The 17725-nt window shown below is 65.2% G+C and carries 13 protein-coding genes; 10 read left to right on the top strand and 3 right to left on the bottom strand.

Translation table 11 applies throughout. From position 1 onward, the window contains the following. Nucleotides 1-15 precede the first annotated feature (15 nt). The 10 genes from ccmI to ABIC09_RS02965 all read left to right on the top strand — a co-directional run bounded on the left by ccmI (nucleotide 16) and on the right by ABIC09_RS02965 (nucleotide 14631). The gene (ccmI, locus tag ABIC09_RS03010) at nucleotides 16-1128 is read left to right on the top strand and encodes a c-type cytochrome biogenesis protein CcmI (protein WP_148751994.1); all 1113 of its coding nucleotides are present in this window, start codon (nucleotides 16-18) and stop codon (nucleotides 1126-1128) included. 37 nt (nucleotides 1129-1165) lie between these two features. Further along, nucleotides 1166-1675, top strand: coding sequence for a cytochrome c maturation protein CcmE (gene ccmE, locus ABIC09_RS03005; protein ID WP_148751993.1), 510 nt, complete (start codon nucleotides 1166-1168; stop codon nucleotides 1673-1675). Continuing rightward, nucleotides 1672-3654 carry a heme lyase CcmF/NrfE family subunit gene (locus ABIC09_RS03000; protein ID WP_148751992.1) on the top strand — a complete coding sequence of 661 codons (1983 nt, stop codon included), beginning with the start codon at nucleotides 1672-1674 and terminating at the stop codon, nucleotides 3652-3654. Before ccmE ends, ABIC09_RS03000 begins: the two co-directional genes overlap by 4 nt. 4 nt (nucleotides 3655-3658) lie before the next feature. After that, nucleotides 3659-4138, top strand: coding sequence for a cytochrome c-type biogenesis protein (locus ABIC09_RS02995; RefSeq protein WP_354108356.1), 480 nt, complete (start codon nucleotides 3659-3661; stop codon nucleotides 4136-4138). A 205-nt stretch (nucleotides 4139-4343) separates the two neighbouring features. Then, entirely contained in the window at nucleotides 4344-5921 is a 1578-nt protein-coding gene (locus ABIC09_RS02990; RefSeq protein ID WP_354108355.1) for a DegQ family serine endoprotease, read from the top strand. A 301-nt stretch (nucleotides 5922-6222) separates the two neighbouring features. Beyond that, a complete protein-coding gene (locus tag ABIC09_RS02985; protein ID WP_354031918.1) occupies nucleotides 6223-6903 on the top strand; it encodes a response regulator transcription factor in 681 nt (226 codons plus the stop codon). A 357-nt stretch (nucleotides 6904-7260) separates the two neighbouring features. After that, a complete protein-coding gene (locus ABIC09_RS02980) occupies nucleotides 7261-7623 on the top strand; it encodes a c-type cytochrome (RefSeq protein WP_354108354.1) in 363 nt (120 codons plus the stop codon). Between the two features lie 8 nt (nucleotides 7624-7631). Then, complete coding sequence (locus ABIC09_RS02975) at nucleotides 7632-9860, top strand: carboxypeptidase-like regulatory domain-containing protein (protein WP_354108353.1); 2229 nt, start codon at nucleotides 7632-7634, stop codon at nucleotides 9858-9860. Nucleotides 9861-10198: 338 nt separating this feature from the next. After that, nucleotides 10199-11659, top strand: coding sequence for a sensor histidine kinase (locus ABIC09_RS02970; protein ID WP_354108352.1), 1461 nt, complete (start codon nucleotides 10199-10201; stop codon nucleotides 11657-11659). Next, a complete protein-coding gene (locus ABIC09_RS02965) occupies nucleotides 11656-14631 on the top strand; it encodes a bifunctional [glutamine synthetase] adenylyltransferase/[glutamine synthetase]-adenylyl-L-tyrosine phosphorylase (protein ID WP_354108351.1) in 2976 nt (991 codons plus the stop codon). The genes ABIC09_RS02970 and ABIC09_RS02965 overlap by 4 nt, the downstream gene beginning before the upstream one ends. A 28-nt stretch (nucleotides 14632-14659) precedes the next feature. Here the strand turns inward: ABIC09_RS02965 and ABIC09_RS02960 are convergent, their stop codons facing one another. From ABIC09_RS02960 to ABIC09_RS02950, 3 genes are all read right to left on the bottom strand, one after another. Next, nucleotides 14660-15661 (bottom strand): NADP-dependent oxidoreductase, encoded by a 1002-nt coding sequence (locus ABIC09_RS02960; protein ID WP_354108350.1) that lies wholly within the window; start codon nucleotides 15659-15661, stop codon nucleotides 14660-14662. 102 nt (nucleotides 15662-15763) lie between these two features. Continuing rightward, complete coding sequence (locus ABIC09_RS02955; RefSeq protein ID WP_354108349.1) at nucleotides 15764-16858, bottom strand: alkene reductase; 1095 nt, start codon at nucleotides 16856-16858, stop codon at nucleotides 15764-15766. Between the two features lie 58 nt (nucleotides 16859-16916). Continuing rightward, complete coding sequence (locus ABIC09_RS02950) at nucleotides 16917-17705, bottom strand: SDR family NAD(P)-dependent oxidoreductase (RefSeq protein WP_354108348.1); 789 nt, start codon at nucleotides 17703-17705, stop codon at nucleotides 16917-16919. Between the last annotated feature and the right edge of the window lie 20 nt (nucleotides 17706-17725).

Raw genomic sequence — 17725 nt, 5'->3', positions numbered from 1 at the left:
CCGGAAGCTTGCCAGATGACGCTATGGTTCGTGTTCGCGCTGATGACGGTCGCGGCGATATTCGCCGTGCTCTGGCCGCTCGGCCGCGGCGCGCGTCCTGACAATCAAGGCAGCGAGGTCGCGGTCTACAAGGATCAGCTGGCCGAGATCGAGCGTGATCTCGCGGCAGGACTGATCGCGCTACCTGAAGCCGAGGCAGCGCGCGTCGAGATCAGCCGCAGGCTGCTCGCCGCCGCCGGCAGCGAGTCTGGGCTCGTGCTGACATCCAGTCTGAAATGGCGCCGCGCGGCCGCCGTGCTGGCGCTGGTCGGCCTGCCTCTGGTGGCGGCCGCAATTTACGTTCCGCTCGGCTCGCCCGCGCTTCGCGACTTCCCGCTAGCGCAGCGGGAGCGTGGGGCGGGGTCCGGCATGGCGCAGTCGCTCGAGAACCTCGTCGTGCAGGTCCAGCAACATCTGGAAAAAAATCCGACCGATGGCCGCGGCTGGAACGTGCTCGCGCCGGTGCTGGAGCGGCTTGGCCGCTTCGACGAGGCCGTGCGCGCCTATCGCAGCTCGATCACCTATAACGGCGAGAGCGCGGAGCGCCGCTCCGATCTCGGCGAGGCGATTACGGCCGCTGCCAGCGGCGTGGTGACGGCGGAGGCCAAGACCGAGTTCGAGCGTGCGCATGCGCTCAACGCCGACGATCCCAAGGCGAATTACTTCCTCGGGCTCGCAGCCGAGCAGGACGGCCGCAAGGATGACGCGGCCAATATCTGGCGCGCGCTGCTGGCGAAAGCGCCTGCGGATGCGCCGTGGCGGCCGCTGGTTCAGACTTCGCTCGCGCGGGTCGGCGGCGGCGTGACGATGCCGGCGCTGTCCGACGAGACGATCGCAGCGTCCAAGGAGATGAACGACGGCGATCGCAACGCGATGGTCCGCGGCATGGTCGAGCGTCTCGCCACGCGCCTCAAGCAGAACGGCGACGATGTCGAGGGTTGGCTGCGTCTGGTGCGCGCCTATCTGGTGATGGGCGATCGCGACAAGGCGCAGGCCGCCTCGACCGACGCCCGCCAGGCGATCGCCAAAGATTCCGAGCGGTTGCGCCGGCTCAACGAAGGCCTCAAGACTCTCGGGCTCGACGGATGACAGGCGCAGCACCAGACGAGCGGAGAACGGATACGCCATGACGCGCAAGCAGCGACGTATGACCATCATCGGCGGCTCCCTCGCCGTGCTCGCGCTCGCAGCCGCGCTGGTGCTCAACGCACTTCGCGACTCCATCGTGTTCTTCTCGACCCCGACTATGGTGGCCGAAAACCACGTCCAGCCCGGCAAGCGTTTTCGCCTCGGCGGCCTGGTGCAGCCGGGCTCGCTGCAGCGTGGCGACAATCTCGCGGTGACGTTTGAAGTGGCCGACGGCGGTGCCAAGCTGCCCGTCGCCTACAAGGGCATCCTGCCCGATCTGTTCCGCGAAGGGCAGGGCGTCGTTGCCGAAGGCGCGCTTGATGCCAACGGCGTGTTCAAGGCCGACACCGTGCTGGCCAAGCACGACGAGACCTACATGCCCAAGGACGTGGCCGATGCCCTGAAGAAGCAAGGGCACTGGAAGGACGATTACGGCGCCCAGGCTGCTGGTGGTGCCAAGCCTGCCGCCACGACGGCGCAGGGCAATTCGCAAGGAGCGGTGCGGTGATCGCGGAAGCCGGGCATTACGCGCTGGTGCTGGCGCTCGCGCTGGCGCTGATCCAGTCCTTCGTGCCGATGATCGGCGCCCGCTTGCGCGATTCCGCGCTGATGAACGTGGCGCGTTCCACCGCGCTGGCGCAGCTCGTGTTCGTCGGCGCCTCGTTCATCGCGCTCGTGACGTTGCACGTGAATTCGGATTTCTCCGTCGCCAACGTCTACGAGAATTCCCACTCCATGAAGCCGCTGATCTACAAGATCACCGGCGTGTGGGGAAACCATGAAGGCTCGATGCTGTTGTGGGTGTCGATCCTGGCGCTGTTCGGCGGGCTGGTCGCGGCGTTCGGCAACAATCTGCCGCTGTCGCTGCGCGCCCATGTGCTGGCGGTCCAGGCCTGGATCGCGAGCGCCTTCTATCTCTTTATCCTGATCACCTCGAATCCGTTCCTGCGCATCGTCAATCCGCCGATCGAGGGGCGCGATCTCAATCCGGTGCTTCAGGACATCGGTCTCGCCGTGCATCCGCCGATGCTCTATCTCGGCTATGTCGGCTTCTCGATCTCGTTCTCGTTTGCGATCGCGGCGCTGATCGAGGGGCGAATCGATGCGGCCTGGGCGCGCTGGGTGCGGCCGTGGACGCTGGTCGCCTGGATCTTCCTGACGCTCGGTATCGCGATGGGCTCCTACTGGGCCTATTACGAGCTCGGCTGGGGTGGCTGGTGGTTCTGGGACCCGGTCGAGAACGCCTCGCTGATGCCTTGGCTCGCCGGCACGGCGCTGCTGCACTCGGCGCTGGTGATGGAGAAGCGCAACGCGCTGAAGGTCTGGACCATCCTGCTTTCGATCCTGACCTTCTCGCTGTCGCTGCTCGGCACCTTCCTGGTGCGCTCGGGCGTCATCACCTCCGTCCACGCCTTCGCCAATGATCCGACCCGCGGCGTGTTCATCCTGCTGATCCTCTGCCTGTTCATCGGCGGCAGCCTGTCGCTGTTCGCGGGACGCGCGACCTCGTTGAAGCAGGGCGGCCTGTTCGCGCCGATCTCGCGCGAGGGCGCGCTGGTGCTGAACAATCTGCTGCTGACGGTGGCCTGCGCGGTCGTGCTGTTCGGCACGCTCTATCCCTTGGCGATGGAAGTGCTCGCCGACTTCAAGATGTCCGTGGGCGCACCGTTCTACAATCTCAGCTTCGTGCCGCTGTTCGTTCTGTTGCTGCTGGCCGTGCCGTTCGGGCCCATGCTGGCGTGGAAGCGCGGCGATCTGCTCGGCGTCACCCAGCGGCTGCTTGCGGCCGGCGTGGCGGGTCTTGTGGTGATCGCGATCGTCTGGGCCTGGACGCGTGGCGGCAGCGCACTGGCGCCATTGGCCATCGGGCTCGGGGTTTTCGTCATCGCCGGGGCCGCGACGGATCTGGCTGAACGAACCGGCCTGTTTCGTCTGCCGTTCGCGACGACGTTGCGCCGGGCTCGCGGCCTGCCGCGCTCGGCCTGGGGAACTGTGTTCGCGCATGCCGGTCTCGGCGTCGCGCTGATCGGGATCGTCTGCGAGACCACCTGGAACACAGAATATATCGCGACCATGAAGCCGAACGACGTCGCGCAGGTCGCCGGATATGACCTGAAGCTCGACGGTCTGCTCGAGCGCCAAGGGCCGAACTACCGCGAGATGATTGCCCAGTTCAACGTCAGTCGGGATGGCGAAGCGCTCAGCGTCATGACGCCGTCGAAGCGCAGCTTCACCACGCGTGGCTCCTCCACCACGGAAGCTGCGCTTTTGACTCGTGGCGCGAGCCAGCTCTACATCTCGCTCGGCGACGTCACCGCCGAGGGCGCAATCGCGGTGCGCATCTATCACAAGCCGCTGGTGCTCATGATCTGGTGGGGGCCGGTGCTGATGGCGTTCGGCGGCGTGCTGTCGCTATCCGACCGACGCCTGCGGGTCGGCGCGCCGAAGCCGGCGCGGGCCAAGCAGCGCCTGCAACCCGCGGAGTGACGCGATGCGCCGGATGATGTCCGCGATCGTCGCGCTCATGCTGCTGGCTATGCCGGCGGTGCATGCGGTGCAGCCCGACGAGATCATGTCTGATCCCGTCAAGGAGGCCCGGGCGCGCGACTTGTCGCGCGAGCTGCGCTGCATGGTCTGCCAGAACCAGTCGATCGACGATTCCGATGCGCCGCTCGCGCGCGATCTGCGTCTTCTCGTGCGCGAGCGCATCGCGGCCGGCGACAGTAACCCTCAGGTGCTCGACTTCCTGGTCGCCCGCTATGGCGAGTTCGTGCTGCTCAAGCCGCGCTTCGAACGGCAGACCCTGCTGTTGTGGCTGCTCGCGCCGCTGCTGCTGGCCGGCGGTGGTTTTGCATTGTGGCAGCAAATTAGGCGTCGCTCGCGGAACGGCACAGACGTCATGGCGCCGCTGACGCCCGAGGAAGAGGCGCGGCTTGCCGCCCTGATGTCGGACGATGCGACATCGCGCTAGGTCGCGCGGCGCCGTCGCCGGAACCCGTTAAGTTCCTGCAAGATCGCGACTTTTGGTCTGTGCTAAACTGCCGCACGCCAGCACGGTCTTCATTACAAAAGTTTAACCCGGCAGCCAGCGCGCGGTAAGGCGCAAATCCCCATGTTCAGGTCCGTAAGGTGCCGCTACCGGGCACCAGATGGATTTCAAGGCCCTGGAGACCTGCATGACCGATCGTCCCGACCTCACCAACCTTCCGTCCTACCGGCAGCGTCGCCGTTCCGTGTTTTCCGCCCGCAGGATCGCCCTGATGGCCTCGGTCGTCGCCGGTCTCGGTGTCGCCGTCCACGGCTTCAGCCCGACGACGTCGCCCGCCGACCTGTTCTCCAGCCCGGCGCACGCGCAGGTCAACAACGAGGTCAAGAAGGTCGAGCGTCCGATCGGCTTCGCCGACATCGTCGAGCGCGTGAAGCCCTCGGTGATCTCGGTGAAGGTCAACATCAAGGAGAAGACCGCGAGCAACGACGACGGCGATGATTCCGCCTCGCCGTTCCAGCCGGGCTCGCCGATGGAGCGCTTCTTCCGCCGCTTCGGCGGTCCCGATGGTTTCCCGGGCCAGAAGGGTGGCCGTGGCCGCGTCGTGCAGGGCCAGGGCTCCGGCTTCTTCATCTCGGCTGACGGCTACGCCGTGACCAACAACCACGTGGTCGACGGCGCCGACAAGGTCGAGGTCACCACCGACGACGGCAAGACCTTCAGCGCCAAGGTGATCGGCACCGACCAGCGCACCGACATCGCCCTGATCAAGGTCGAGGGTAGCTCTAACTTCCCGTTCGCCAAGCTTGCCGACGGCAAGCCGCGGATCGGCGACTGGGTGCTGGCGGTCGGCAACCCCTTCGGTCTCGGCGGCACCGTGACCGCGGGCATCGTCTCGGCCAGCGGCCGCGACATCGGCAACGGCCCGTATGACGATTTCATCCAGATCGATGCGCCCGTGAACAAGGGCAATTCCGGCGGTCCGGCCTTCAACACTGAGGGCGAAGTGATGGGCGTCAACACCGCGATCTATTCGCCCTCCGGCGGCAGCGTCGGTATCGCGTTCTCGATCCCCGCCAACACCGTGAAGAGCGTGGTCGCCCAGCTCAAGGACAAGGGCTCGGTCAGCCGCGGCTGGATCGGCGTGCAGATCCAGCCTGTCACCTCGGACATCGCCGACAGCCTCGGCATGAAGAAGGCCGAAGGCGCGTTGGTGGCGGAGCCCCAGAAGGATGGCCCGGCGGCCAAGGCCGGCATCGAGTCCGGCGACGTGATCACGACGGTCAACGGCGAACCCGTCAAGGACGCCCGCGAGCTCGCCCGCACCATCGGCGGCATGGCGCCCGGCGCGTCCGTGAAGCTCAACGTGCTGCACAAGGGCCAGGACAAGGTCGTGAACCTCACCCTCGGCCAGCTGCCGAACACGGTCGAGGCCAAGGCCGACATCGACAACGACAGCGGCAAGGGCGCGAGCAAGGGCACTGACGTGCCGAAGCTCGGCATGACGGTTGCACCCGCCAACTCCGTGGCTGGCGCCGGCAAGGACGGCGTCGTGGTTACCGAAGTCGATCCGAAGAGTGCGGCCGCCGAGCGCGGCTTCAAGGAAGGCGACGTGATTCTCGAAGTCGGCGGCAAGAGCGTGAGCACCGCCGGCGAGGTCCGCGACGCCATCAACACGGCGCGGACCGACAACAAGAACAGCGTCCTGATGCGCGTGAAGAGCGGCGGCCAGTCGCGCTTCGTCGCGGTGCCCATTGCCAAGGGCTGACAAGGGCTGAGCCTCAGGAGGCTTGCGAGATGAAGAGTGTCGCCGGCATCAGTCGCCCCCGCCGCCGGCACTCTTCCGGGGAGCAGCGCAACGCCTGCTCCCCATGCCTACCTTCCGGTGGAATTACGCCCCCCTCCGTCGGAAGGCATAGGGCGGTGAGGTCCCCCCAGCTTCACCGCCCGCCTTTTTGCCTACCCAAGTCCTGTTTGCCTAAGAAGTCCCGTTCGCTTGGCTTGCATGCGATTGCCGCTCGCGCCATGTTCAGAGAAGGTTGATCTCCTTGACCGCCGCCGAACGCACAATGCGCCTCCTCATCATCGAAGACGACCGCGAATCCGCCGACTATCTCGTGAAGGCGTTCCGCGAGGTCGGACACATTGCCGACCACGCCGGTGACGGCGAGGAGGGCCTGGTCATGGCCGAGAACGGCGATTACGACGTGCTGGTGATCGACCGCATGCTGCCCAAGCGCGACGGGCTGTCGCTGATCGGCTCGCTGCGTGACAAGGGCGATACGACGCCGGTGCTGATTCTCTCTGCGCTCGGGCAGGTCGACGATCGCATCAAGGGCCTGCGCGCCGGCGGCGACGACTATCTGCCAAAGCCGTATTCCTTTGCCGAGCTGCTGGCCCGCGTCGAGGTGCTGTCGCGCCGCCGCGGCGGTCCCGCCGAGGACACGCTCTACCGTGTCGGCGACCTCGAGCTCGACCGGCTCTCTCACCGCGTCGCCCGCGGCAAGGACGAGCTGACGCTGCAGCCGCGCGAATTCCGCCTGCTCGAGTATTTGATGAAGCATGCCGGCCAGGTGGTGACGCGCACCATGCTGCTGGAGAACGTCTGGGACTATCATTTCGATCCCCAGACCAATGTGATCGACGTGCACATTTCGCGGCTGCGCTCCAAGATCGATAAGGGCTTCGACCGGCCGCTGCTGCACACGATCCGCGGCGCCGGGTACATGATCCGCGACGGGATACGCTGAAGTTTCCGTAAGGAATTCATTTGTGCCGGCTCCAGACGGAGCAGGACCGGACTCCGGCTAGGCCGGATTGCCCTTCTGACCCGTTCTCGCGTCAGCGGCAGATCCCGCAGGCGCTTGCCGGTGGCATTTGCAATCGCATTCGCGATCGAGGCCGCTGCTGGTCCCTGGCCGACCTCGCCGCTGCCCAGAAACGGCTGGCCGGGCCGGCCGGTTTCATCCACCACGTCTCGCATCACCGGATGTTGAAGGTTTCGAGGCTGATGTGGTCAGTAGGAACCGAGGCTATCGAGGCGTGTTGTCGCCGGAATTCGAACAGGGAGCCGCTCCGTGCAGTTGCTCGCGGTTGCGCGCCGTCTTGTGCTGGCAGCGGCGGCGGTCGGCATTGCTATCGATCCTGCTTGCGCGGCCGGCGACCCGGTGAAAGGCGCCGTGATCTTCAGTCGCGAATGCGCGCTGTGTCACACCATCGGCAAAGGCGAGCCAAATCGTTTTGGACCGAATCTGTTTGGGATCGCGGGGCGCAAGGCCGGGACCGCACCAGGATACAAATATTCGCCGGAATTTCTCGCTGCGGCGAGCTGGACCTGGGGGGCCGATGAGATTGCCTCCTTCGTCGTTGCGCCGAACCTCATGATTCCCGGCAACAGGATGTCGGTGTTTCAGGGGATCGCGGACTCGCAGCTGGACGATCTCATTGCCTACGTGGCGAGTCAGAAATAGAGGCGTCCATGGCACCACGGATTGGCCCGATCGCGGCATTGGCGCTGGTATTTGCGTTTGCGCGCCTGCCAATTGCATCTGCGCAGCAGACGTTGTCGGTCGATATCGGTGCTCACGACATCGGCGGCACTGTCCGAAGCGCGGACGGACCGGAAGGCGGGGTCTGGGTGATCGCCGAGACCCAGGATCTCGGCACGCGTTTCGCGAAGGTCGTTGTGACAGATGATGCGGGACGCTTCGTCATTCCCGATCTTCCGGCCGCGCACTACCAGGTCTGGAGCCGCGGCTATGGTCTTGTCGACTCGCCGAAGGTCGGCGGCGAGCGAGGCCAACGGTTGAAGCTGGATGCGGTGATTGCGCCGGATCGTGCAGCGGCGGCACAATACTATCCCGCGATCTATTGGTTCTCGCTGCTCAAGCCGCCCGGCCCGGACAAATTTCCCGGCACCGGCGCCAATGGCAACGGCATTCCCAGTGAATTCAAGACTCGCGATCAATGGCTCGACGTCATCAAGACCAACGGTTGCGGCAATTGTCATCAGATCGGGAATTATGCCACACGCACCGTCCCGCCCGAGTTCGATCATCTTCAGTCGAGTGTTGCGGCGTGGGCGCGACGACTGCAATCGGGGCCCGGCGGGACAACCATGGTGCGCACGATGGGCCGCCTGTTGACGCCGGATGGCGGTCACCTCGCCGCGCTTGCGGACTGGACCGATCGCATCAAGGCCGGCGAGCTTCCAAGAACTGCACCGTCGCGGCCGATGGGCATCGAGCGCAATCTCGTCGTCACGATACGCGACTGGCTCGATCCGAAGCACTACCTGCATGACCTCGCGGCAACGGACAAGCGGCAGCCGACCGTGAATGCGAACGGCCCGCTTTATGGTGCGACCGAGCTCAGCAGCAATACGATGCCGGTGCTCGATCCCGTGCACGACGTCAAGAGCGTCGTCGACGTGCCGGTCCGCGAGCCCGAGAGCACTCCGAGCTCGGCATTGGCCAACCCGGTATTTGCATCTTCGCCCTACTTCGGGCGCGAGCAAGTGTGGGACAGCCAGGTCAATGCCCATTCGCCAGCGATGGACCGGGATGGCCGGATCTATTTCACGGCCCAAACGCGATCGCCGGCGGAAGTGCCCGTCTATTGCGGCAAAGACTCGCCGCTTCGTTCAGCCCAGCTCTATCCGCTCACGGCGAGGCCGGAGGGATTCAGCCAGAACTCGCGGCAAGTGACGGTCTACGATCCTCGCACCGGGAAGTTCACATTCATCGATACCTGTTTCGGCACCCAGCATCTGAATTTTGCCGAGGATGAAGCGAATACGCTTTGGTTCAGCAACAACACGCAAGGAACGAACGCAGTCGTCGGATGGGTGAATACCAGGAGGTTTTGGTCGGATGGCGACGCGGCGGCCGCGCAGGGCTGGACGGCGCTCGTGGTCGACACCAACGGCAATGGGAGGCGCGACGAAGGCTACAACGAGCCCGGCCAGCCGGTCGATGCAAGCAAGGATACGCGCATTCCGCTCGGTCTGTACGGCATCTCGGCAAGCCCGCTGGACGGTTCGATCTGGGGCTCGAGCCTCCCGCATCCTGGCTACATCATTCGCGTCGATCCTGGGTCAAATCCGCCCGACACCGCATTATCCGAGGTCTACAGAGTGCCACTACCCGGCTATGGCATCCGCGGCATGGATGTTGATCGTGACGGCGTCGTGTGGGTCCCGCTCGACAGCGGCCATATCGGCAGCTTCGATCGCCGCAAATGCAAAGGCCCGCTGAACGGTCCCGGAGCGGAGCAGGGCGACAGATGCCCCGAAGGCTGGAGCTTCTATCCGTTACCGGGACCGCCGCTACAGGGCGATACGGCTGCGGCAGAGAACCCGTATTATCTTTGGGTCGATCAGCATGACATCCTCGGGCTAGGTGCTAACACCCCGATCGCAACGGGCAACCAGTCCGATTCACTGCATGCGCTGGTGAATGGCCGCTTCGTCGAGCTGCGCGTTCCCTATCCGATGGGGTTCTTCGCCAAGCAGATCGACGGGCGGATCGATGATCCTACCGCGGGCTGGAAAGGCCGTGGGTTGTGGGTGACGTCCGGCAACCGCACCCCAGTTCATATTGAGGGGACTGACGCACCCCATCCCGGCGCGCCAGGCGCGACGGAGGCCACGCGATCCAGTCCGTTGGTCGTCCAGTTTCAGCTGCGTCCGGATCCCGTAGCTCACTAGGATCGGCCCCGGCGAAACCCACCTTGATAGCGGTAGCTGTGGTGCGTAGGCGCTCGACCGCGAGGTTGTGGCGCGGCCGCCGCTGGACGGGTGCCGCCGTGCCCGACACATGGCCAAGATTTAAGTTTTGCGGGATTTAACAAAGCCTTAGGCTTTCATGTCAGCGTACCCATCTGCCAGCCCGGGCGATTGTCCAGAATGTGAGCTCGCGCCGCGACGATAGGCGGTGATAAAGGACGATGCAGAATGGAGAGAAGGCATTGGGTGTGCTCGATGGTCTCGATAGCGGACGATAGGCCGTGACATCCCACACCCACCTCGAAATCGGTACATGATCCGTGACGGCATTCGGTAAACTTATCCGCACCACGGCATTCCGGCTGACGCTGGTCTACCTGTTCCTGTTTGCAGTTTTTGCGGCCTCGCTGCTCGGCTATTTTGCCTGGAACACGCGGCGTTTGATCACTGAAGAAATCACGCAGACGGTGAATGCCGAGACCTCGGAGATCAACGAGATCTACGGGCGCCGCGGCCTGTTCGGCCTCGTGCGCGCGATCGAATATCGCGCGCTGCGGCCTGGCGCCAATCTCTACCTCGTGACCACGCCGACCGGGCAGGCGGTTGCCGGCAATGTCGGCTCGCTGGCACCGGGCGTGATGGCCACGCGCGGCTGGTCGGAGACGGCCTACCGGCGGATCGAGGACGCCAACGACCGCGACCATCGCGCGCTGGTGCGTGTTACTGAGTTGGAGAACGGTTTCCGCCTCCTGATCGGCCGCGACCTCGCCGAGCGGCGGCGCTTGTTCAGCATCGTTGCCAAGGCGGCGCAATGGTCGGTGCTGATCGTCGTGGTGCTTGGCCTCGGCGGCGGCGTATTCGTCGCGCGCAGGGTGCTGACGCGCATCGACGCGATGTCCGGCACGGCCCATCGCATCATGATCGGCGATCTCAGCGAGCGCCTGCCCGTCGGGCGCAGTGGCGATGAGCTCGACCGCCTTGCCGAAAACCTCAACGCCATGCTGGAGCGGATCGAGGCGCTGATGGCGGGACTGAAGGAAGTCTCCGACAACATCGCCCATGACCTCAAGACGCCACTGACGCGCCTGCGCAACCGCGCCGAGGAGGCGCTGGCGAAATCGGGGAGCGAGGCCGACTATCGTGCCGCGCTCGAACGGACCATCGAGGAATCCGACGGCCTGATCCGCACCTTCAACGCGCTGCTGATGATCGCGCGCGCCGAGTCCGGTCAGGCACGCGGCAATATGGATGATTTCGACGCCGCCGATGTGGCTAACGGTATCCACGAGCTGTACGAGCCGCTGGCCGAGGACGACGGCATGACCTTGAAGGTCAAGGCGCAGGCCGCGACCATTCACGGCAATCGCGAATTGATCAGCCAGGCGCTCGCCAATCTCGTCGAGAACGCGATCAAATACGGCAAGCCGGCGGCGCAGGCGGCCGGACCCGTGGTCAGCATGGACGCCCGTCAGATCACGATCGAGGCGAAGCGCGAGGGCGACCAGGTGCTGCTCAGCGTCACCGACCGCGGCCCGGGAATTCCCGAGGCCGACCGCAAGCACGTCGTCGAGCGATTCGTGCGGCTGGAGGCGAGCCGCACCATGCCGGGCTCCGGCCTCGGCCTCAGCCTCGCGTCCGCCGTTGCCACATTGCATGGCGGCGAATTGCGGCTGGGCGATGCCCAGCCTGGCCTCATTGCCACGCTGGTGCTTCCGGCGCGTGCGGGCGCCAGCGACAGGGTTGCCCCTCCAATACCGGATGTGCCACAGAAGGTGGCATGAACCACTCCGCGCCGGGAAACGCGGACAAGCATGGTGAGAGCCTGGCCGCGCGCTTCGCGGAGGCTCCCCATATTGCCGCTTCCACAACCGACGAACGTCGTTTTGAAGATTGGCTGGCCGCGCTCGAGCCGGCGCAATCGACCCGTGTTGAAGCGCTGCTGGTCCATCCCTTTGCCCGGACTATCCTCGCCGGTGTCGCGGAATTCTCGCCTTATCTGTTCGATCTGGTCCGCGCCGATCCGCTCCGCCTGATCCGGCTGCTCGAATGCGAACCGGATGCGCATTTCGCTGCGCTGATCGCCGAGGCGAGAGGCGCGGTGCTCGCCGCCCCGGACGAAGCCGAGGTGATGCGGCTGCTTCGTCGCATGAAGGCGGAGGCAGCGCTCCTGATCGCGTTGTGCGACATCGGCGGAGTCTGGCCGGTGATGCGGGTGACGGCCGCGCTGACCGAAGTCGCGGTGTACTCGGTGCAGGCGGCGCTGCAGTATTTGCTGCGACAGGAAGCCGCACGCGGCAAGCTCGTGCCGTCCGATCCCGAGGCGCCGGAGGTCGGCTGCGGCCTGATCGTGCTCGCGATGGGCAAGATGGGCGCGGGCGAACTGAACTATTCCAGCGACATCGATCTCATCGTGTTCTTCGATCCGGATGCGACGACACTTGCGCCGGATATCGAGCCACAGCCGTTCTTCGTCCGGGTGACGCAGGGCATGGCGCGCATTCTCCAGCAGCGCACCTATGACGGCTACGTCTTCCGTGTCGATCTGCGGCTGCGGCCCGATCCGTCCTCGACGCAGGTGGCGATCTCACGCGACGCCGCGTTGCACTACTATGAGCGGGAAGGGCGCACCTGGGAGCGCGCCGCAATGATCAAGGCGCATGCCTGCGCCGGCGATGCGAGGGCGGGCGAAGCGCTGCTCGCCGAGATCTCCCCCTTTGTGTGGCGCAAGCATCTCGATTTCGCAGCACTTGCCGACGTGCACGACATGAAGCGGCAGATGCAGACCTATCGCGGCCAGAGCGAGATCGCGGTCGAGGGGCACAACGTCAAGGTGGGCCGTGGCGGCATCCGCGAGATCGAATTCTTCGCGCAGACCCAGCAGCTGATCGCAGGCGGCCGCCATCCGGAATTGCGGGTGCGGCCGACGCTCGCCGCGCTCAATGTGCTCGCTGATAGAAATTGGATCACCTTCGATGCACGCGACGAGCTGACCACGGCCTACGAATTCCTGCGCCGGGTCGAGCATCGTCTCCAGATGATCGCGGACGAGCAGACCCATGCACTGCCCGAGGAAAAGGAGGCAATGCAACGCTTCGCCTGGTTCTTCGGCTATGACAGCCGCGAGACCTTCGCGCGCGACCTGCTGCGCCAGCTCGAGATCGTCCAGGGACATTACGAAAAACTGTTCGAGGGCGACGACCCGACCGGCACGGCAAGCCTGCCCGCGATCGATTATCGCGCCGGTCCCGACGATCCGCGCCTGCTTCAGCACCTGACGACGCTCGGATTCAAGAAGCCCGCTGCCGTGGCGCAGACCGTCTGCGACTGGCTCACCGGCGACTACCGCGTCTTCCGTAACGAGCAGACGCGAAACGCCTTCGTCGAGTTCGTGCCGGCTCTGATCGATGGCCTCGCGCATGCCGAGGGGCCGGATCGCGCCGTCGTCGCGTTCGACCAGTTCCTCCAGGCGCTCCAGCGCGGCGGCCGTCTGATCACGCTGCTCGGCCAGAACCGCGATCTCGTTGCGCTCGTGGCACTCGTGCTTGGCGCGGCGCCCCGGCTTGGCGAGATGCTGGCGCGGCAGCCGCAGCTGATGGACGGCCTGATCGATCCGCGTTTCTTCGGCGCGATGCCGGACAAGCAGGAATTATCGGCGCGGCTTGCGACCACGGTGCAGGACGCGGGCTCCTACGAGGAGTTTCTGGACCGCCTGCGCCTGTTCGGGCAGGAGAGCCTGTTCCTGATCGGCACGCGCATCCTCTCCGGGACCGTCTCGGCACAGCAGGCGAGCACTGCCTTCGCCGACGTTGCCGAGGGCATCGTCGACACCGTGCATGGCCTTGTCGCCGAGCGCTTCGCCGACCAGCATGGGCGGATCGAAGGGCAGGAGACCGCGATCATCGCAATGGGCCGGCTCGGCAGCCGCGAGATGACGGCGTCCTCGGATCTCGACCTGATCCTGCTCTACGATTTCGACAGCGACAATCCGGACTCCGACGGCCGGAAGTCGCTGCAGGGCGCGCATTACTTCGCCCGCTTCACCCAGCGCCTGATCAGCGCCTTCACCACCCGCACCAATTACGGCGTGCTCTACGAGATCGACATGCGGCTGCGGCCCTCGGGACGCGCCGGCCCGGTCGCATCAAGTCTCGTCTCCTTCGCGGACTATCAGGCCAACGAGGCCTGGACCTGGGAGCACATGGCGTTGACGCGTGCGCGCGTGGTCTCGGCATCGCCCGAATTCACCGTGCGGATCGAGAGCATCATTCGCGACGTCCTGACCCGCCGCCGCGATTCCGCAATCATCGCCAACGACGTCGCCGACATGCGCCGCGCGATCGCGCAAGAAAAGGGCGAGACCGATTATTGGGACCTGAAATATGCCGCCGGCGGCATGGTCGATATCGACTTCATCGCGCAATATCTCCAGCTCGTTCATGCCCACGACAAGCCGGACATTCTCGACGTCAGCACGGTACAGGTGCTGGAGAACGCCGCCAGGCTCGGCGTGCTGCCGCAATCGGAAGCTGAGATCCTGCGCGCCGCGGCGCGGCTCTATCACGATCTGACGCAGATCCTTCGGCTCTGCGTCAGCGACCGCTTCAGGCCGGAAACGGCGGGCACCGACCTGCAGCGCGTAATGGCGCGCGCCGGCGATGCGCCGGATTTCTCGTCGCTGGAGGCGCGCGTCAAGGAGACGCAGGGCGAGGTGCGGCGGGTGTTCAGCGCGCTGTTGGAAGCAACCAGGCCGTAGACTCGTAGGGCATGGTCACGCTCCTCGCCTACCGGATCTTGACGACGACCTTGCCTTTGGAGCGTCCCGTCTCGACGTAAGCCAAGGCCTCGCTGGTCGCTTCGAACGGGAAGATCCGGTCAACGACCGGGCGAATGATCCCGGCTTCGATCAGCGAAGCGATCTGGCCCAGCTGATCGCCGCTCGCGCGCATGAACAGGAACGAATAGCTGACGCCACGGCGCTTGGCCTTGCTTCGGATGCCGAAGCTCAGAAGGCGCGTGACCTGTTGCAGGAACCAGTTCAGTCCTTGTTCCCTGGCGAAATCGGGGTCCGGGGGGCCGGAGATGGAAATCAATTTGCCGCCCGGCCCCAACACGCTCAGCGACTTTTGCAGCGTGTCGCCGCCCAGGCTGTTCAGTGCCACGTCGTAGCCGGACAGGACCTTCTCGAACTCCTGCTTCGTGTAATCGATGGCGACGTCGGCGCCGAGGCTCCTGACCAGTTCGAGGTTCGCCGTGCTCGTCGTCGTCGCGACGGTTGCGCCGAGATGCTTCGCCAGCTGGATGGCGAGGGTGCCCACGCCGCCCGAGCCGGCATGGATCAGAACCTTGTGCCCCTTCTTCAGTGCGGCCCGCTCGACCAGCGCCTGCCAGGCGGTCAGACCTACAAGGGGGATGGAAGCCGCTTCCTCCATGCTGAGGTTTTTCGGTTTCAGAGCCGCATCGATTTCATTGACGGCGATGTACTCCGCGAAGGTCCCGATCCGGCCATCACGCGGCCGGGCGTAGACCTCGTCGCCTGGCTTGAAGCGCCGAACTTTCGATCCGACCCGAACCACGGTTCCGGCCACGTCGTGTCCCAGGGCGAAGGGCGGGCGATAGGGCAGGATGAGCTTGAATTCCCCATCCCGGATCTTGGAGTCCAGAACGTTGAGCCCGGCCGCGTGGATCTCGATCAGAACGTCGTCGTCCTGCAACGTCGGCTCTGGCATGTCGCCGAAGCGCAGGGCACCGCGCTTCTTGTATTTATCGAGGATGAAGGCCTTCATGATGGTCCGTTCTCCGAGCTCTCACGACCGCCATGCGTTGGCGGGAGAACCATTGTCGCACATAACAGGATCGGGCCGCTGCCGCGCGCGGCCCCTCAGGGGTCAGGGGCGGCTTGCGGCTGCGATGGTGGGATAGTCGGTATAGCCGGCCGAGCCACCGCCATAGAGCGTCGCCGGATTGAACTCCGCCAGCGTCGCGCTGGTCTTCAGTCTGTCCACGAGGTCGGGATTGGCTATGAAGGGTCGGCCGAAGGCGAACAGGTCCGCCTTGCTCTCGGAGAGGCGCGAAGCTGCGAGTTCGAGGTTGTAACCGTTGTTTGCAACATATGTATTCTTGAACCGCCGACGCAGCGATCCGAAGTCGAACGGTGCGACATCGCGCGATCCGCCTGTGGCGCCCTCGACGACATGGATGTAGACGATGCCCAAGGCGTTGAGTTGATCGACGATGTAGTCGAACTGGGCCTGAGGATCACTGCTCGAAACGCCATTGGCGGGCGATACGGGCGAGATCCGGATTCCGGTGCGTCCGGCGCCGATCTCCTCGACGACCGCAGCCGTAACCTCCAGCGTCAGCCGGGCGCGGTTCTCAACCGATCCGCCATAGGCATCGGTGCGGACATTGGCACCGTCCTTGGCGAACTGGTCGAGCAAATAGCCATTGGCGCCGTGAATTTCGACGCCGTCGAAGCCGGCCGCAATGGCGTTCGCTGCCGCTTGCCGGAAATCGCTCACGATCCCCGGAAGCTCATCGAGCGTCAGCGCACGAGGCTCTGAGACGTCAACGAAGGCGTTGTGGACGAACGTCTTGGTGCGCGCGCGGATCGGCGAGGGGGCCACGGGCGCGGCACCGTTGTCTTGCAGGTCGACGTGCGATACGCGGCCGACATGCCAGAGCTGGAGGAAAATCCGCCCTCCCTTGGCGTGAACGGCGGTCGTGACCTTGCGCCAGCCGTCGATCTGAGCCTGGGAGTAGATGCCGGGCGTGTCCTGGTAGCCCTGTCCCTGCTGCGAGACCTGCGTGGCCTCGGAAATCAGCAGGCCCGCCGACGCGCGCTGGCCGTAATACTCGGCGGCGAGATTGCCCGGAACGAAGCCCGGCCCAGCGCGATTGCGCGTCAGCGGCGCCATGACGATCCGATTGGAAAGGGTCAGCGAGCCGAGAAGATAAGGCTCAAATAGCGTTTTGCTCGTCATCGATCACTTTCGTTTGTCGCCGCCGCGGCGGGGTTGTTATCGAAATGTTTCGCTGTGCTCAGGCGAGCGCGCGGTACCGCTCGGCGGGACGTTCGCTCCGATAGTTCGGGAGCATTGCCTGGCGCGCGGCCTGAAGCGCGTCCCACTGCCCGGCATCCGGAAGCGGCGGGATCGTCACCGGTTCGCGGCGGTCGAACCCGACCAGCGCCGCATCAACCAGATCGTTCACCTCCATTACGTTGGAAAGCGTGTTGACGTCGGCGCCGACGTGGCCCCAGATCTCGGTCCGCGTCGTGGCGGGAAGCACGGCTTGGACGTACACACCCTTCGGCGCGAGCTCGAGGCTCAGCCCCTGCGAGAGAAACAGCACGAAGGCTTTGGTTGCGCCGTAGACCGTCATGCCGAACTCCGGTGCCAGGCCGACCACAGAGCCGATGTTGACGATCGCTCCTTCGCCGGCCTTCGCAAGACGCGGGGCCATGGCGCTGGCAAGCCGCAGAAGTGCGGTCGTGTTGAGCGCAACGAGCCGCGCCACGTCATCCGTGCTCTGCTCGATAAAGCTTCCGCCGATCGCCGTTCCGGCATTGTTGATGAGGATCCCGATGCGGGCGTCATTGCGCAGCCTCGCCTCGACCGTGGCGAGCTCGGCAGGCTGTGTCAGATCGGCCTGGATGATGTCGATCGCCACGCCATTTTCCTGACGCAGACGGGCCGCCAGAGCCTCCATTCGTGCCCTGTCACGGGCAACCAGCACGAGGTCGTGCCCGCGGCGCGCGAAGCGTTCGGCATAGGCAGCTCCGATGCCGGTGGAGGCGCCGGTGACGAGAACGGACGGAACGACGGTCATGGCATTGCTCTTTTCTCGAA

The organism is Bradyrhizobium sp. S3.12.5 (genome assembly GCF_040548225.1).
Lineage (GTDB): Bacteria > Pseudomonadota > Alphaproteobacteria > Rhizobiales > Xanthobacteraceae > Bradyrhizobium > Bradyrhizobium cytisi.
This window is presented reverse-complemented; position numbering and strand designations above follow the sequence as displayed.

Bases quoted from the DNA above. Each gene is read 5' to 3' on its own strand.
- ccmI (WP_148751994.1), top strand. From the start codon at position 16: ATGACGCTATGGTTCGTGTTCGCGCTGATGACGGTCGCGGCGATATTC.
- ccmE (WP_148751993.1), top strand. From the start codon at position 1,166: ATGACGCGCAAGCAGCGACGTATGACCATCATCGGCGGCTCCCTCGCC.
- ABIC09_RS02995 (WP_354108356.1), top strand. From the start codon at position 3,659: ATGCGCCGGATGATGTCCGCGATCGTCGCGCTCATGCTGCTGGCTATG.
- ABIC09_RS02990 (WP_354108355.1), top strand. From the start codon at position 4,344: ATGACCGATCGTCCCGACCTCACCAACCTTCCGTCCTACCGGCAGCGT.
- ABIC09_RS02985 (WP_354031918.1), top strand. From the start codon at position 6,223: ATGCGCCTCCTCATCATCGAAGACGACCGCGAATCCGCCGACTATCTC.
- ABIC09_RS02975 (WP_354108353.1), top strand. From the start codon at position 7,632: ATGGCACCACGGATTGGCCCGATCGCGGCATTGGCGCTGGTATTTGCG.
- ABIC09_RS02965 (WP_354108351.1), top strand. From the start codon at position 11,656: ATGAACCACTCCGCGCCGGGAAACGCGGACAAGCATGGTGAGAGCCTG.
- ABIC09_RS02960 (WP_354108350.1), bottom strand. From the start codon at position 15,661: ATGAAGGCCTTCATCCTCGATAAATACAAGAAGCGCGGTGCCCTGCGC.
- ABIC09_RS02955 (WP_354108349.1), bottom strand. From the start codon at position 16,858: ATGACGAGCAAAACGCTATTTGAGCCTTATCTTCTCGGCTCGCTGACC.
- ABIC09_RS02950 (WP_354108348.1), bottom strand. From the start codon at position 17,705: ATGACCGTCGTTCCGTCCGTTCTCGTCACCGGCGCCTCCACCGGCATC.